This window comes from Cedecea neteri (assembly GCF_000758325.1).
GTDB lineage: Bacteria > Pseudomonadota > Gammaproteobacteria > Enterobacterales > Enterobacteriaceae > Cedecea > Cedecea neteri_B.
The window spans coordinates 3,739,364-3,753,128 of the sequence record NZ_CP009459.1 but is presented as its reverse complement, the minus strand read 5'-3'; the positions used below and the strand labels follow the sequence as shown (position 1 = coordinate 3,753,128).

At 55.8% G+C, this 13,765-nt stretch carries 14 protein-coding genes; 7 read left to right on the top strand and 7 right to left on the bottom strand.

Annotation, left to right across the window (positions count from 1 at the left end; all coding sequences use genetic code 11):
* Positions 1 to 56 precede the first annotated feature (56 nt).
* A complete protein-coding gene (locus tag LH86_RS17500) occupies positions 57 to 917 on the top strand; it encodes a LysR family transcriptional regulator (RefSeq protein WP_039303981.1) in 861 nt (286 codons plus the stop codon).
* A gap of 110 nt (positions 918 to 1,027) precedes the next feature.
* On the opposite strand, the gene sdaA is transcribed toward LH86_RS17500, so the two are convergent.
* The 3 genes from sdaA to pabB all read right to left on the bottom strand — a co-directional run bounded on the left by sdaA (position 1,028) and on the right by pabB (position 4,543).
* Entirely contained in the window at positions 1,028 to 2,392 is a 1,365-nt protein-coding gene (sdaA, locus tag LH86_RS17495; RefSeq protein WP_039303980.1) for an L-serine ammonia-lyase, read from the bottom strand.
* Between the two features lie 183 nt (positions 2,393 to 2,575).
* Positions 2,576 to 3,172 (bottom strand): CoA pyrophosphatase, encoded by a 597-nt coding sequence (locus tag LH86_RS17490; protein ID WP_039303977.1) that lies wholly within the window; start codon positions 3,170 to 3,172, stop codon positions 2,576 to 2,578.
* A 3-nt stretch (positions 3,173 to 3,175) separates the two neighbouring features.
* Positions 3,176 to 4,543, bottom strand: coding sequence for an aminodeoxychorismate synthase component 1 (pabB, locus tag LH86_RS17485; RefSeq protein ID WP_039303974.1), 1,368 nt, complete (start codon positions 4,541 to 4,543; stop codon positions 3,176 to 3,178).
* Between the two features lie 62 nt (positions 4,544 to 4,605).
* Between pabB and LH86_RS17480 the strand changes: the two genes are divergently transcribed.
* On the top strand, positions 4,606 to 4,806 hold the full coding sequence (locus LH86_RS17480; RefSeq protein WP_008454053.1) for a YoaH family protein: 201 nt from the start codon (positions 4,606 to 4,608) through the stop codon (positions 4,804 to 4,806).
* 21 nt (positions 4,807 to 4,827) lie between these two features.
* Here the strand turns inward: LH86_RS17480 and LH86_RS17475 are convergent, their stop codons facing one another.
* Positions 4,828 to 5,172 (bottom strand): RidA family protein, encoded by a 345-nt coding sequence (locus tag LH86_RS17475; protein WP_039294440.1) that lies wholly within the window; start codon positions 5,170 to 5,172, stop codon positions 4,828 to 4,830.
* A gap of 128 nt (positions 5,173 to 5,300) precedes the next feature.
* On the opposite strand from LH86_RS17475, the gene LH86_RS17470 reads away from it, so the two are divergent.
* The 5 genes from LH86_RS17470 (at position 5,301) to rnd (ending at position 11,690) form a co-directional block, all read left to right on the top strand.
* Positions 5,301 to 7,211 carry an ATP-dependent DNA helicase gene (locus LH86_RS17470; protein WP_039303973.1) on the top strand — a complete coding sequence of 637 codons (1,911 nt, stop codon included), beginning with the start codon at positions 5,301 to 5,303 and terminating at the stop codon, positions 7,209 to 7,211.
* 68 nt (positions 7,212 to 7,279) lie between these two features.
* Positions 7,280 to 7,975, top strand: coding sequence for a tRNA (adenosine(37)-N6)-threonylcarbamoyltransferase complex dimerization subunit type 1 TsaB (gene tsaB / locus LH86_RS17465; protein ID WP_039303970.1), 696 nt, complete (start codon positions 7,280 to 7,282; stop codon positions 7,973 to 7,975).
* 55 nt (positions 7,976 to 8,030) lie between these two features.
* A complete protein-coding gene (locus LH86_RS17460) occupies positions 8,031 to 8,612 on the top strand; it encodes a Slp family lipoprotein (RefSeq protein WP_039303968.1) in 582 nt (193 codons plus the stop codon).
* A 201-nt stretch (positions 8,613 to 8,813) separates the two neighbouring features.
* A complete protein-coding gene (gene fadD / locus LH86_RS17455; RefSeq protein WP_156107039.1) occupies positions 8,814 to 10,499 on the top strand; it encodes a long-chain-fatty-acid--CoA ligase FadD in 1,686 nt (561 codons plus the stop codon).
* A gap of 69 nt (positions 10,500 to 10,568) precedes the next feature.
* On the top strand, positions 10,569 to 11,690 hold the full coding sequence (gene rnd, locus LH86_RS17450; RefSeq protein WP_156107038.1) for a ribonuclease D: 1,122 nt from the start codon (positions 10,569 to 10,571) through the stop codon (positions 11,688 to 11,690).
* A gap of 140 nt (positions 11,691 to 11,830) precedes the next feature.
* Here rnd and minE read toward each other — a convergent pair whose 3' ends face one another.
* Genes minE through minC form a run of 3 tightly spaced genes read right to left on the bottom strand, consistent with a single transcriptional unit; the run spans position 11,831 to position 13,657 of the window.
* A complete protein-coding gene (gene minE, locus LH86_RS17445) occupies positions 11,831 to 12,106 on the bottom strand; it encodes a cell division topological specificity factor MinE (protein ID WP_008454068.1) in 276 nt (91 codons plus the stop codon).
* 3 nt (positions 12,107 to 12,109) lie between these two features.
* Positions 12,110 to 12,922: a septum site-determining protein MinD gene (minD, locus tag LH86_RS17440; protein ID WP_008454070.1), complete on the bottom strand. Its 813-nt coding sequence runs from the start codon at positions 12,920 to 12,922 to the stop codon at positions 12,110 to 12,112.
* Between the two features lie 24 nt (positions 12,923 to 12,946).
* Positions 12,947 to 13,657 carry a septum site-determining protein MinC gene (gene minC, locus LH86_RS17435; protein ID WP_039303958.1) on the bottom strand — a complete coding sequence of 237 codons (711 nt, stop codon included), beginning with the start codon at positions 13,655 to 13,657 and terminating at the stop codon, positions 12,947 to 12,949.
* Between the last annotated feature and the right edge of the window lie 108 nt (positions 13,658 to 13,765).

Sequence of the window (13,765 nt, the reverse complement as noted above, 5' to 3'; positions counted from 1 at the left end):
AGAGAGCACGTTCGCGTGTATAATCACGATTTCACCCCATACGATAACCAGACGGAATGGATATAAAACTGCTTCGCGCTTTCGTTACCCTCTCACAGTCAGGGTCATATCATTCAGCGGCTGAAAAACTGTGTGTCACGCAACCTGCACTAACCAAACAGATCCAGACGCTGGAGTCCCTTTCCGGCATCACGCTATTTCAGCGAGGTCGCCACGGGGCAAGGCTGACCGTGGCAGGAGAACTGTTGCTCCCGGGTGCCACTGCGGTACTAGAACGCCACGATCTTTTCTGTTCCGAAGTGGCCGGTATTCAGAAAGGGCGGGCAGGAAAACTGACCATGGGCTTTGGGATCTCCTCTTTCCAACTGGCCCCTCGACTGGTGGCCGTTTTTCGCAGCCAGTTTCCAGATGTGCAGGTATCCCTGAATGATATGTCCTCTGCGGAACAGTTTCGGCAGTTAACGGAAGGCAGCCTTCAGGTCGGGTTCGTGCGATTGCCTGTGCCTGAGCAACTGGAAGGTCGAGTCCTGGCGGAAGAGCAACTGGTTCTTGCCGTGGCTCAGGCTGTTAATACGAAAACATCTGCGGCAACAGAATTGCTGCAAATGAGCCAGCTGCTGCAGCTGTCTCGCAATCGGGGAGAAGGGCTCTCGGCTCAGGTAGCTCGCTTTCTGGCAGGAAATAATCTCGCTCCCCGTACCGTTTCAGCGGCAGATGATATTCAGACCTTGCTGGCGCTCGTTGCCGCCGGAGAGGGTGTAGCATTGCTGCCGGCGGGGGTAAGTCATATTCTGCCAGCTGGCGTCAGGCTTGTGGCACTTGAAGGTGAACATACCACCTGGCAAACGGGCATTGCCTGGAATGCTCAGCTAAACGATCCTGTGCGAGATCGCTTCCTGCAGATGGTGACCAGCTGAATGAATTTTAGGGAGTTAACGTCGGGGAAAGAACACGCGGATGTTCAGTAGAAAGAGATGAGCGGGAAATACCGTAAGATATTTCCCGCTCATTTTATATCGAACGCGGCTTAATCGCACTGAACCTTAATGGCCAGCCCGCCTCGCGATGTTTCGCGGTATTTAGCGTTCATGTCTTTACCGGTTTCGTACATGGTCTCAATGACCTTATCGAGCGAAACGCGCGGGGCGCTGGTACGACGCATCGCCATACGTGTGGCGTTGATAGCCTTCACCGAGGCAATCGCGTTACGCTCGATGCAAGGCACCTGTACCTGCCCGGCGACCGGGTCACAGGTCAGGCCGAGGTTATGTTCCATGCCAATTTCCGCCGCAACGCAAACCTGCTCCGGGCTGGCGCCCAGAATTTCAGCCAGGCCCGCCGCCGCCATCGAACAGGCAACGCCGACTTCACCCTGGCAGCCCACTTCTGCGCCGGAGATAGAGGCGTTCATTTTGTACAGCACGCCAATAGCACCGGAGGCCAGGAAGTAGCGAATCCAGGTATCCGGCGTGACAGGCTCGATAAAGTGATCGTAGTAGGCCAACACCGCTGGCACGATCCCGCAGGCGCCGTTGGTTGGCGCGGTTACTACGCGGCCACCTGCGGCGTTCTCTTCGTTCACCGCCAGGGCAAACATGTTCACCCAGTCAACCACGTTCATTGGATCGTTGGACAGCTTGTCGCTGGACACCAGCATCCTGCGCAGGGCAGAGGCACGACGCGGCACGCGCAGCGGACCAGGCAGCACGCCTTCGGTATTCATGCCGCGATCGATACAGGCGCGCATGGTTTGCCAGATGTTGGCGAAGTAGTCTTCGATTTCCTGGCGGCTATGCAGTGCCAGCTCGTTCTGCATTACCATGCCGGACACGGACAGCCCGGTGTCCTTGCAGTGCTGCAGCATTTCCTGTGCGGAATGGAACGGATAAGGCACGGTGACTTCGCTGGCCGCATCTTTCCCAAAGTGTTCTTCGTCGACGATGAAGCCGCCGCCGATGGAATAATAGGTTTTGCTGTAGATCTCTTTGTCGCCGTTATAGGCGTGGATCTGCATGCCGTTTTCGTGCAGCGGCAGGTTGTCGCTGCGAAAACGCATGCCGTTATCCTGCGGAAAATCGACTTCATGCCGACCCTGAGCAATTAGCAGACGACCGCGGGTTTCCACGTCGCGAATAAAAGCCGGAATAGCGTCGATATCGACGTTATCAGGCTGGTTGCCGGCCAGACCCATAATAATCGCGATATCGGTGTGGTGGCCTTTCCCCGTCAGGGAAAGAGAACCGTAAACGTCCACCGCGATGCGGGTGGTACTGTCCAGCAGTCCCTGTTCGATCAGTGCGTCGACAAACTGTTTCCCGGCCTTCATTGGCCCGACGGTATGGGAGCTGGAAGGCCCGATGCCGACTTTGAACATGTCGAATATGCTAATCACTCTAAAACTCCTCTGATAGCACCCTGTTTCATGGAACATGATGCTTTGAAATGGCTAAGCGCTAGTTTAAAAATTTATTGGTTCCACCAGGAAACTATTCACATGAATTAAACTAATGCTTAACCATAAATCACCTAATAGCAGATGATTTATGGTCTTTCTGTTGCTTAAATATAGCCATTTTCAGCGTTTTAAAGTGTCGCCTGGATCGCTATCTACCTGTAAAGAGAGTTCGCGAATAATCCCCGCCGTCATACCCCAAACAAAATAGCGTTGATACCAGGAAAGCCAGACACGATGCGCGTTGCCGCGGCGATGAATATCTAACGGATGGTAGCGCCCCAGACTCAGGGCCTCGGCGAGCGGCATTTCAAACACCGCAGAAACTTCATCTTCACTGGCGCGCCACGGTAAATCAGGGGGAATGATGCCGACAATCGGCGTTACCTGGAAACCCGTCACGCTGTCCACCGGCGGAAGCGTGCCGATAACCTCGACGGATTCTGGTGGAATAGCGACTTCTTCCTGTGCCTCGCGCAGCGCTGCGGCTATCAGCGAGCTGTCGGTGTCGTCTACCGCTCCACCGGGGAAGGCCACCTGACCGGCATGTTTGCGCAACATCAGCGAGCGTTGGGTGAGCAAAAGCCCTGGCTGAGGCCGGCGTACAATCGGCACTAGCACAGCCGCCTGACGTTTGTTACTGACCGGCGCGCTATCCGCCGGGCGTAACAGTTGAAACCGGGTAAGGAAATCGTTCAGCGTCAGGGACGAACCAGGCATGCATTAATTCTCCAGTAAGGGCAGGATACGATTAACTTTATCAAATGTTTCCTGATATTCCGCCGCCTCGTTACTGTCGGCGACGATCCCGCCGCCGGCAGAACAATATAATTTCCCGCCTTCAGCAGTAAGCGTGCGGATGGTGATGCTGGTATCCATCCTTCCGCAGAAGCTAATGTAGCCGATACTGCCGCACCATGCGTTACGCCGCTGAGGCTCCAGCTCTTCAATAATTTCCATTGCCCGCACTTTGGGGGCGCCGGTGATTGAACCGCCGGGGAAGGTGGCGCGCAGGAGATCGCAGGCGCTAAGCGTCTCAGGCAACCTGGCGGTAATTGTGCTCACCAGATGATGCACCGCAGGGAAAGGCTCCACCACAAACAACTCGGGCACTTTGACGCTGCCCGGCACCGCAACGCGGCCAATATCGTTGCGTAGCAAATCAACAATCATCAGATTCTCAGCGCGATCTTTCGGTGAGTTCGCCAGGCGCTCAGCTTGGGCTGCGTCGGCCTGCGGGTCGGCAAGGCGAGGCAGCGTGCCTTTGATCGGACGGGTTTGAATCTGCTTGTCTTCGAGCAGAACAAAACGCTCCGGAGAAAGACTGAGAATACAGCTGTCCGGCAGCCGCAAAAAAGCGCTGAACGGCGCGCGATTCGCCTGATTTAGCGTTTCGAAAGCCTGCCATTCATCCCCTTGATAGCGGGCGTTGAACCGCTGAGCCAGGTTGACCTGGTAGCAGTCGCCGCTGCTGAGATAAGCCTGGATCTGGCGGAACTTCTCACCGTACGTTTCGCGGGACATATTGGACTGCCATTGGCTGGTCAGCCGGAAAGGTTGGCCTCCCTGCCGGGGCGAAAGTGCATTCAGCCAGGCCAGACGAGCTTCAATGTCTCCCCGGCAAACCAGCGTCAGGCGCTGCAGATGATGGTCTGCAATCAGCGCCCAGTCATAAATACCGACGGCCATGTCCGGCGTGGTCAAATCCTGTTCTGCCGTCGCGGGGATTTTCTCAAAGCGGCGGCCCAGATCGTAGCTGAATAGCCCCAGCGCGCCGCCGCAGAACGGGATATCGTTAGTGGACGTGGTGGCAAGGCCAAAGCTGTCCAGCGTTTGCTGTAACAGTTCAAGCGGGCATTCTTTGTGTTGCGATGAAAGGCCGTCGCGTTCAATCACGGTTTCCTGACCGTGTGTGACCAGCGTCGCAAGCGGGCTGGCGACCATAATATCAAAACGATTATGCGGATGGTCGGCAAAGCCAGAGTGAAGCAGCATGGCCCAGGGTTGAGCGGAAACCGCGCGGAAATAGTGCTGAACGGCATCGGCCTGCCAGCTGAGTTCGCGAAAAGCGGGGGAGGTTGTAACATTCATCTTGGTAGCATCGTCAGGAGCAGAGTAAAATAGCGACTTCAGCACTGTAACAGGAGTTAAACATGATTTCAGGATTACCGGCGCTTAGCCACGAGCAGCAGCAGCAGGCCGTCGAGCGTATTCACGAACTGATGGCCGACGGCATGAGCAGCGGCGAAGCCATCGCCCTGGTAGCCAGTGAGATTCGTGCCTCGCATACCGGGGGTAACGTCGCCGTACGCTTTGAAGATGAAGACGGCGAAGAAGAAGACCCGCAGGACTAGCCGGGCCTCAGCGACTTAGCGTTACACCGCCGCGATGATTTTGATTTCCACTTTGTAGCGCGGGTTCATCAACTTAGCCTGTACGGTGCAGCGTACCGGCGCTTTACCCGCCACGACCCACTCATCCCACGCTTTATTCATTGCCGCAAAATCTTCACCATCCGGCAGGAAAATCGTTGCATCCAGAATGCGGGTCTTGTCGCTGCCGAGTTCAGCCAGCAGGGTGTCGATTTGCTGCAGGGTGTTTGCCGTCTGCTGGTAGGCGTCAGCATCCAGATTTTCCGGAACGCCGGTGTAGTACACGGTCTGGTTATGGATAACCGCGTCAGACCAGCGGGCTTCAGGTTTAATACGCGCAATACTCATGGCAACTCCTTAACAACAAACGATATGTGCGGCACAGACTGCCACAATCCGCTGCCTGGTGCCACCGCCTGGCTGGATAAACCTCGCCGGGGCTGACATAATCACTGGCAATTTAACCAGGGGGTAACGTGACGGACGATTTTGCAGCAGACGGCCAGCTGGCTAAGGTCATTCCCGGTTTCAGGCCGCGTGAAGCTCAGCGTGAAATGGCGGAGGCCGTAACCCGGGCGATCCAAGCCGGCGGTGAGCTGGTGGTCGAGGCCGGCACCGGTACAGGGAAAACATACGCTTATCTTGCCCCCGCGCTGCGTTCTGGCAAAAAAGTCATTATATCTACCGGCTCGAAAGCGCTGCAGGATCAGCTGTTTTCCCGCGATCTGCCAACTATCTCTCGCGCGCTGAAGTTTACCGGCCGTGTGGCATTGCTGAAAGGGCGCTCTAACTACCTTTGCCTGGAAAGACTCGAGCAGCAGTCGCTGGCTGGCGGTGATTTGCCCGTGCAGGCGTTAAGCGACGTGATGCATTTGCGCGGCTGGGCCAGTGAAACCGTGGATGGCGATATCAGCACCTGTGGGTCCGTCGCCGAAGATTCCACCGTCTGGCCGATGGTCACCAGCACCAACGACAACTGTCTGGGGCAGGACTGCCCGCAGTATCAGGACTGCTTTGTGGTCAAGGCGCGTAAAAAGGCGATGGACGCCGACGTGGTGGTGGTGAACCACCACTTGTATCTGGCCGACATGGTAGTGAAAGAGAGCGGCTTCGCGGAGCTTATTCCCGAGGCTCAGGTGACGATTTTCGATGAAGCCCACCAGATCCCGGATATCGCCAGCCAGTATTTTGGCCAGTCTATCTCCAGCCGACAGTTGCTCGACCTCGCCAAAGACATTTCCATTGCCTACCGCACGGAAGTTCGTGACGCGCAACAGTTGCAAAAAAGCGCCGACAGCCTTGCCCAGCGCACGCAGGATTTCCGCCTGCAAATAGGCGATCCGGGTTACCGGGGAAACCTGCGGGAGCTGCTTGCGGACACCAATATTCAGCGTTCACTGCTGCTGCTCGATGATGCCCTGGAGCTGTGTTATGACGTGGCGAAACTTTCTCTTGGCCGCTCGGCGCTGCTGGATGCCGCCTTTGAACGGGCGGTAATTTATCGCGGGCGGATCAAAAGGCTGAAAGAGATTAATCAGCCGGGCTACAGCTACTGGTATGAGTGCAACGCCCGCCACTTCACGCTGGCTCTGACGCCACTTTCCGTGGCCGACAAGTTTAAGGAAGTCATTCGTGAAAAAGCGGGCTGCTGGGTCTTTACCTCGGCCACGCTTGCGGTGAATGACAATATGAGCCATTTCACCGAGCGGCTGGGTATCGGCGAGGCGGAAACGCTGCTGCTTGCAAGCCCGTTTGATTACGCCAGGCAGGCGCTGCTGTGCGTGCCGAGAGGGCTGCCAACGCCCAATCAGCCCCATGCGGGCCGCCATCTGGCTAATTTGCTGCGTCCGCTGATTGAAGCGAACAACGGGCGATGCTTTATGCTTTGTACCTCCCACGCCATGATGCGTGACCTCGCCGAACAGTTCCGGGCCACCATGACGTTGCCTGTGCTGCTGCAGGGGGAAACCAGCAAAGGCCAACTGCTGCAGCAGTTTGTCGAGGCCGGTAACGCCCTGCTTGTGGCGACCAGCAGCTTCTGGGAAGGCGTAGACGTGCGCGGCGACACGCTCTCCCTGGTTATCATCGACAAACTTCCCTTTACCTCGCCGGACGATCCGCTGCTCAAGGCTCGCATGGAAGATTGCCGCCTTCGCGGGGGCGATCCGTTTGACGATGTCCAGTTGCCAGACGCGGTGATCACCCTTAAGCAGGGTGTCGGTCGCCTCATCCGCGATGTGGAAGATCGTGGGGTCCTGGTTATCTGCGATAATCGCCTGGTCATGCGTCCGTATGGCGCTGTTTTCCTTAACAGCCTGCCGCCCACGCCGCGCACCCGGGATATAAATCGGGCAGTTGAGTTCCTCAATGCCTCAGGCGCGCAGTAATTTGTGCCAGGCTATGGTATGATGCGCGCCGTTTTTTGACCTTATCTCCGCCAGAGGTTGGCAAGCCCATGCGAATTTTAGCCATCGATACCGCAACAGAAGCCTGTTCTGTTGCCCTGCAAAACGACGCGGCGTCCTACGCCCATTTCGAACTCTGCCCGCGCGAGCACACGCAAAGAATTTTACCGCTGGTCAAAGAGATCCTGAACCAGGGCGGAATTACTTTGTCTGAGGTGAACGCACTTGCCTACGGGCGTGGGCCGGGCAGTTTTACCGGCGTGCGCATTGGCATTGGTATTGCGCAGGGGCTGGCGCTGGGCGCTGAGCTGCCAATGATTGGTGTTTCAACGCTGGCAACGATGGCGCAGGGTGCATGGCGCAGAACGGGCGCCACCCGCGTTCTCGCCGCAATAGATGCCCGCATGGGCGAAGTTTATTGGGCTGAATATGAGCGTGACGAGCAGGGCGTGTGGCACGGTGAAGCAAGCGAAGCCGTCCTCAAGCCTGAAGACGTTGCCGGGCGGTTGAAGCATCTGAGCGGCACCTGGGCTACAGTCGGAACAGGCTGGCAGGCCTGGCCTGATATGGCGAAGGATAGCGGACTTTTGTTGCAGGACGGTGAAACTACGCTGCCCGAAGCTGAAGATATGCTTCCTCTGGCGGTGCAGGCGTTCAGCGCCGGCAAAACCGTCGCCGTCGAGCATGCGGAGCCTGTCTACCTGCGGAACGAAGTCACCTGGAAAAAGCTACCTGGCAGAGAGTAAGACCGACCCCGCTAAACGGCGGGAAGGTTAAGGAGATGAGGTATGGCTGTTTGTAATGTCAAAAAAATGCAGCTGGCTGCTGGCCGCCGCTGCGGCGCTGGTCCTGAGCGGCTGCGTGAGCGTGCCCGATGCTATCAAAGGGACTTCCGCGACCCCGCAGCAGGATCTGACTGCGGTGATGAGTGCGCCCCAGCTTTATGTCGGGCAGGAAGCGCGCTTTGGCGGGCGAGTGGTGAACGTGGACAACCTGAAGGGCAAAACTCGCCTGGAGATTGCCACCGTCAGCCTCGATGAAGGTGCCCGTCCGGCATTGAATGAGCCTTCGCAAGGGCGCATTTATGCCGACGTGAATGGCTTCCTTGATCCGGTCGATTTCCGCAATCAGTTGGTGACCGTCGTCGGGCCAATTACCGGCACGGCAGAAGGTAAGATTGGCCAGACGCCCTATAAATTCATGACTATGCAGGCGACGGGCTACAAGCGCTGGAACGTCGTCCAGCAGGTCGTCATGCCGCCACAGCCGATTGACCCGTGGTTCTGGGGCGGGCCTTACCCGTATCGCCACCATTACGATATGTGGGGCGGCGGCTGGTACAATCCGGGACCTGCACAGGTGCAAACCGTTGTAACCGAATAATCTGTTGTTTTTAAAATGTTTTCAAACAGCGGCCTGGCCGCTGTTTGTTTTTATCCAGGACGGATGAAAAAATTTAGTGATGTGCTTCGCAACCTTTAATCAGGCTAATTAATAAACTGGTACGCTGAGTTAATATTATGTTAACAAAATGTATTCCCTGGGGTTGTGATGACGACAAATAATAATTTCAGAGGTGGATCCTTGAATAAGGTTTGGCTTAACCGCTACCCGGCCGACGTTGCGGCTGAAATAAATCCCGACCGCTATCAATCCCTGGTTGATATGTTTGAGCAGGCTGTCACTCGCTACGCTGACAAACCCGCTTTTATCAACATGGGGGAGGTGATGACCTTCCGCAAACTGGAAGAGCGCAGCCGGGCATTTGCCGCGTACCTTCAGCAGGGGCTGGGCCTGAAAAAAGGCGACCGCGTGGCGCTGATGATGCCAAACCTGCTGCAGTATCCTGTCGCGCTGTTCGGCATTCTGCGCGCCGGTATGGTGGTGGTTAACGTTAACCCGCTTTATACCCCGCGCGAGCTGGAGCACCAGTTGAACGACAGCGGGGCCAGCGCGATTGTGATTGTGTCAAACTTTGCCCACACGCTGGAGAAAGTGGTCGAGAAAACCCAGGTGAAACACGTCATCCTGACTCGCCTGGGGGATCAGATCTCCGGCCCGAAGGGGACTCTGGTTAACTTCGTGGTGAAGTACATCAAGCGCCTGGTGCCGAAATACCATCTGCCGCACGCCATCTCTTTCCGTCGGGCGCTGCAAAGCGGTTACCGTATGCAGTACATCAAACCTGAAATTATCAACGGTGATTTAGCCTTCCTGCAGTACACCGGCGGCACCACCGGGGTAGCCAAAGGGGCTATGCTGACGCACCGTAATATGCTGGCCAACCTCGAACAGGTCAGGGCGGCGTACAGCCCGCTGCTGCATGAAGGTAAAGAGCTGGTGGTGACGCCGCTGCCGCTGTACCACATTTTTGCTCTGACCATTAACTGCCTGCTGTTTATCGACATGGGAGGCCAGAACCTGCTGATCACTAACCCACGCGACATTCCGGGGCTGGTAAAAGAGCTGGCAAAATATCCTTTCACCGCCATGACTGCTGTGAATACGTTGTTTAACGCGTTACTCAATAACAAAGAGTTCCAGCAGCTTGATTTCTCGAGCCTTCACCTCTCTGCGGGCGGCGGTATGCCCGTTCAGCACGCGGTTGCAGAACGCTGGGAAAAACTCACGGGCCGCTTCCTGCTCGAAGGTTACGGCCTGACGGAATGCGCGCCGCTGGTCAGCGCTAACCCGCATGATATGGATTACCACAGTGGCTCTATTGGCCTGCCGGTGCCGTCCACCGATGTGAAGCTGATAGACGATCAGGGTAATGAGGTGCCACCTGGTGAGCCCGGCGAGCTGTGCGTGAAAGGCCCGCAGGTGATGCTGGGCTACTGGCAGCGTCCGAAAGAAACGGATGAAATCCTTAAAGACGGCTGGCTGCGCACCGGGGACATTGCGGTGATGAACGAAGAAGGCTTCATGAACATCGTTGACCGCAAAAAAGACATGATCCTCGTTTCCGGCTTCAACGTTTATCCGAACGAAATTGAAGACGTGGTGATGCAGAACGAAGGCGTGCTTGAAGTCGCTGCGGTGGGGGTTCCTGCCGGGGTGACCGGTGAGCAGGTGAAAATCTTTGTGGTGAAAAAAGATCCCGCGCTAACGGAAGAGGCGCTTATCGCCTTCTGCCGTCGTCAGTTAACTGGCTACAAAGTGCCGAAACTGATTGAATTCCGCACGGAACTGCCAAAATCGAACGTCGGGAAAATTTTACGACGAGAACTGCGTGACGAAGCGGGCAAGACAGGCAACAATAACGCCTGAGCTCCAAGTCACTCGTCCTGATGCCGGTTCGCCGGCATTTTTTATGGGCGCAACCTAAGAGAACTGAATTTGACTTACCAGATGATCACTACCGATGAAGGGCTGGCCGCCGTTTGCCAGGCCGCCCGTCAATTCCCCGCGCTGGCGCTGGACACCGAGTTTGTTCGTACCCGTACCTACTACCCTCAACTGGGACTTATCCAGCTTTATGACGGTCAGCAGGTTTCGTTGATCGATCCTTTAACCATCAGCGACTGGTCGCCTTTCAAAGCCTTGCTGCAGGATCCGGATACAAGCAAATATCTGCACGCGGGCAGTGAAGATCTCGAAGTCTTCCTGAATGCCTTTGGCATGCTGCCAGATCCGTTTATTGATACGCAGATTCTGGCGTCCTTCACTGGCCGCCCGCTGTCTTGCGGCTTTGCCACCATTGTTGAGTCCTACACCGGCATTGCGCTGGATAAAAGCGAATCCCGTACCGACTGGCTGGCGCGTCCGCTCACCGAGCGGCAGTGTGAATATGCTGCGGCTGACGTACTTTATTTGCTGCCTATCGCTGAGAAACTGATGGCCGAAACGGAAGCGGCAGGCTGGATCAACGCGGCTCTCGATGAGTGCCATCTGATGTGCTCCCGCCGCCGCGATCAGCTTGATCCGGAAGAGGCCTGGCGCGAAATAGGCAACGCCTGGCAGCTGCGTACCCGACAGTTGGCCTGCCTCAAGAAGCTGGCGGCCTGGCGCTTGCGTAAAGCCCGCGAGCGCGACATGGCGGTGAACTTTGTCGTTCGCGAAGAAAACCTGTGGCAGGTAGCGAGATACATGCCCGGCTCGCTGGGCGAACTGGACTCGCTTGGCCTGAGCGGCAGTGAAATTCGCTTCCACGGTAAGACGCTTATCGCCCTGGTGGCCGAGGCGCAGGCGCTGCCGGAGAGCGAGCTGCCGCAGCCGCTGCAAAACCTGGTGGATATGCCGGGCTACCGCAAAGTGTTTAAGGCCATTAAAGCCCTGGTGCAGGAAGTGAGCGAGGCAAAAGGGCTGAGCGCCGAATTACTGGCCTCCCGGCGCCAAATCAATCAGCTGTTAAACTGGCACTGGAAATTGAAGCCGCAAAACGTCATGCCGGAATTAATTAGCGGCTGGCGGGCAGAATTAATGGCAGAAGCGTTAACGAAATTGCTGGCGGAATACTGATTGTTGATATGATCTGGGAATAATTACAGTATTGTTCTCAGGCTGAATTATATTTGCGGGCTGCAACGAGAAGGGTCTTAATACACGTTAAGTGGCCGCAGAAAAATAAAACCCCCTGACAAATGCAGGGGGTTTTTTATTCATGCCGACTTACTGGCTTCTTCCGCTTCCGGGAGCGTCACGTTCAGCTCCAGAATCGAAATATCCCCATCCCGCTGCTCAAGCTGGACGCTGACCATTTCCGGGTCGATTTGCACGTACTTGCAAATCACGTCGAGAATGTCCTTGCGCAGCTGCGGCAGGTAATGCGGTTCCGCATCGCTACGGCGACGCTCAGCTACGATGATCTGTAAACGCTCTTTCGCGATGTTGGCGGTGTTCTTTTTTCGTGACAGAAAAAAGTCGAGTAATGCCATAACTTATCCTCCGAACAGGCGTTTCAGGAAACCCTTCTTCTCTTCTTCAATGAAGCGGAAAGGGCGTTCTTCGCCGAGCAGGCGTTCCACGGTATCGGCGTAGGCTTTGCCTGCATCCGATTCACCGTCAAGAATCACCGGCTCGCCCTGGTTGGACGCACGCAGCACTGACTGGTCTTCCGGGATAACGCCAACCAGCGGAATGCGCAGAATTTCGAGCACATCTTCCATGCTCAGCATATCGCCTTTATTGACGCGACCTGGGTTGTAGCGGGTCAGCAATAAATGCTCTTTAATCGGCTCTTCACCGTTTTCAGCGCGGCGGGATTTGGACGACAGAATGCCGAGAATTCGGTCTGAGTCACGCACCGAGGAAACTTCCGGGTTGGTGGTGATCACTGCTTCATCCGCAAAGTACAGCGCCATCAGCGCGCCGGTTTCGATACCTGCCGGGGAATCACACACGATAAACTCGAAGTCCATGTTTTTCAGGTCTTCCAACACTTTGGCCACGCCTTCGCGGGTCAGTGCGTCTTTATCGCGGGTTTGTGAAGCAGGCAGGATATAGAGCTGTTCAGTGCGTTTATCGCGGATAAGCGCCTGATTCAGCGTGGCATCGCCCTGAATAACGTTAACGAAATCGTACACAACGCGGCGTTCGCAGCCCATGATCAGGTCAAGGTTACGCAGGCCAATGTCGAAATCAATAACGACGGTTTTTCTTCCCTTTTGGGCCAGCCCCGTAGCGATGGCCGCGCTGGACGTGGTCTTACCGACGCCCCCTTTACCCGATGTAACAACAATAATGCGTGCCATAAAGGATTTCCTTGTTAAAAGGGCTTAATTCAAAGATTGAACGGAGAGCGCACCACTCGCCAGATTCAGGCGAGCCGCTTTTCCATAATAATCGGCTGGGATCTGCTCGCTCAGCCAGTACTCGCCCGCAATAGAGACAAGCTCTGCTACCAGGTTAGTACAAAATATTTGTGCATCACGATCGCCGCTTGCACCAGCCAGCGCACGGCCACGCATCATGCCGTAAATATGAATATTACCATCTGCTATCAGTTCTGCACCGGCGCTGACGTGATTGGTCACAATCAAGTCACAGTTTGGCGCATAAATGCGCTGCCCGGAACGGACCGGAGCATCAATTAAACGCGTTTTTGTGATCGGTGTAACATCTGGCGCGGTGACCACCACGGGCTCAGCAGGCGCGGCTTTTGGCGTTCTTGCGACCTTTTCTTTCCCTTCAGTCAGCAAGGGCAGGCCAGCGCGTTCAATTTCAGCCTTTAAGGCCTCATCTTTACAGCCGCTGATACCCACCACGCGCAGGCCGGTTGCGGTGACGGCCTGTTGTACTTTCTTCCAGTTGACGGAACCATCGAGACTGGCGACGTTAACGACCACCGGGGCATTCTTTAAGAATGCGGGAGCCTGGGCGATTTTATCTTCCAGAGCCTGGCGAATAACCTCAGGTTGTGCATCATGCAAATGAACCACAGATAAGGTAAAACTGCTGCCCTTTAACTCGATTGGCGTGTTTGACATCCTGGCCTTACTCAATTCAGTTTCAATCCCCACTATTGTGGGACGATATTCCGAAGTACACCAGGCATGTTATAGTCCAGCTTATATTCAGGCAAGCCACTCGCTGGC

What these genes read in the sequence shown, in the direction of transcription:
- LH86_RS17500 (WP_039303981.1), top strand. Translation starts at nt 57, where the DNA reads ATGGATATAAAACTGCTTCGCGCTTTCGTTACCCTCTCACAGTCAGGG.
- LH86_RS17490 (WP_039303977.1), bottom strand. Translation starts at nt 3,172, where the DNA reads ATGCCTGGTTCGTCCCTGACGCTGAACGATTTCCTTACCCGGTTTCAA.
- pabB (WP_039303974.1), bottom strand. Translation starts at nt 4,543, where the DNA reads ATGAATGTTACAACCTCCCCCGCTTTTCGCGAACTCAGCTGGCAGGCC.
- LH86_RS17480 (WP_008454053.1), top strand. Translation starts at nt 4,606, where the DNA reads ATGATTTCAGGATTACCGGCGCTTAGCCACGAGCAGCAGCAGCAGGCC.
- LH86_RS17475 (WP_039294440.1), bottom strand. Translation starts at nt 5,172, where the DNA reads ATGAGTATTGCGCGTATTAAACCTGAAGCCCGCTGGTCTGACGCGGTT.
- tsaB (WP_039303970.1), top strand. Translation starts at nt 7,280, where the DNA reads ATGCGAATTTTAGCCATCGATACCGCAACAGAAGCCTGTTCTGTTGCC.
- LH86_RS17460 (WP_039303968.1), top strand. Translation starts at nt 8,031, where the DNA reads ATGTCAAAAAAATGCAGCTGGCTGCTGGCCGCCGCTGCGGCGCTGGTC.
- minE (WP_008454068.1), bottom strand. Translation starts at nt 12,106, where the DNA reads ATGGCATTACTCGACTTTTTTCTGTCACGAAAAAAGAACACCGCCAAC.
- minD (WP_008454070.1), bottom strand. Translation starts at nt 12,922, where the DNA reads ATGGCACGCATTATTGTTGTTACATCGGGTAAAGGGGGCGTCGGTAAG.
- minC (WP_039303958.1), bottom strand. Translation starts at nt 13,657, where the DNA reads ATGTCAAACACGCCAATCGAGTTAAAGGGCAGCAGTTTTACCTTATCT.